This is a genomic window from Thiomonas sp. TH-17 (assembly GCF_057473305.1).
In genome coordinates, this window is the sequence record NZ_JBYCKI010000115.1 from 1 (window position 1) to 1,349 (window position 1,349).

The window sequence follows — 1,349 nt, forward strand, 5'->3', positions numbered from 1 at the left end:
GGATCGAAGCGCCCCACCAGGCTGAGCACCGTTGCACTCTCCAGCGCCTGCGCGCGAGTCAAGGCGGGCAACAATCCGGCAAAGCGCTGCGCCAGCATGGACTTGCCGCTGCCCGGCGGCCCCACCATCAGCACATGATGTCCCCCGGCTGCGGCGATTTCCAGTGCGCGTTTCGCCGCGCTGTGGCCGCGCACTTCGGCCATGTCGGGCGCGTCGGCAGGCGCGGCCTCAACCTTGGCAGATGTGACCGGCTGCGCGGCGCCGTCCTGTTCGAGCAGATAGGCCACGACCTCCTGCAAATCACGCGCACCAAAAACAGCCGCGGCCTGCGCCAAAGCCGCCTCCTCAGCACTGGTTTGAGGCAAAACCAGACGAGGCTCAGCCGTCTCGACGTCCCCTTGCGCCCCGATGGCACACGCCATGGCCAGCGCCCCCCGCGTGGGCCGCAACGCCCCGGTGAGCGACAACTCTCCTGCGAAAGTATGCCCCTGAAGACGCGGCGCTGGAATGAGTCCCTGCGCCGCCAGCAGTCCGATGGCGATGGGCAGGTCGAAACGGCCGGACTCCTTGGGCAGATCGGCCGGCGCCAGGTTGACGACGATGCGCTTGTTCGACGGAAAACCCAGCCCGCTATTGATGAGCGCGCTGCGCACGCGGTCACGCGCCTCGCGCACCTCGGCCTCGGGCAGCCCGACGATGGTGAAGCCGGGCAGACCGGGCGAGAGATGCACTTCCACCGTGACCGGTGGCGCCTCCATGCCCAGCAGCGCCCGGCTGGCGACTTGCGCCAGCGACATGGGCGCGGGTCAGCGCCAGGCGTCTTCGGGCGACGAGGGCGCGCTCTGCGACCCGTTGTCCAGCCGGGACTGCAGTTCGCGCACCTGGGCTTCGAGGGTATCGATCTGCTGACGCGCGGCCAGCAGCATGCGCTGGGTGGCGTCGAACTCGTCGCGCGTCACCAGATCGAGCCGCCCCGCGGCGGAATGCGCCAGTGCACGCAAATTGCGCTGCGCATCGTGCAGCGGCGACTGTTCGATCAAGCGGCCGATCTGGTCGAAAAACGCGGTATTGCGTTGGCGAAAGCTGTCGTTCATAGCGGAACTCCTGAAATGGCTTTGGTTGGGGCATTGTGACCGATTTCCCACGACGGACGCGCAACAGGCCATTGCGTTCTTGCGTCTCGCCAAGGATCGACCCGCCAAGATTCGCACCACTGGGGTGCATATTCATCAGAGCGCACATTATTGGTGCATCAATTCGCTTCTCACAGAACGTAAAGCAAGTGACAACGATGTGACAGCCCCCACACAGACCTGGCACGAAAGCTGCTGATGCTCTCCGGCATTTCA

Annotated in this window: 2 protein-coding genes; both read right to left on the bottom strand. The window is 65.6% G+C overall.

What is annotated here, in order from left to right:
- Positions 1-797 (bottom strand): magnesium chelatase domain-containing protein (locus AC2VLV_RS06950; protein ID WP_486989282.1); only part of this gene is annotated, 797 nt, incomplete at its 3' end.
- 9 nt (positions 798-806) lie between these two features.
- Positions 807-1,094 carry an accessory factor UbiK family protein gene (locus AC2VLV_RS06955; RefSeq protein ID WP_276705865.1) on the bottom strand — a complete coding sequence of 96 codons (288 nt, stop codon included), beginning with the start codon at positions 1,092-1,094 and terminating at the stop codon, positions 807-809.
- Positions 1,095-1,349: the final 255 nt, after the last annotated feature.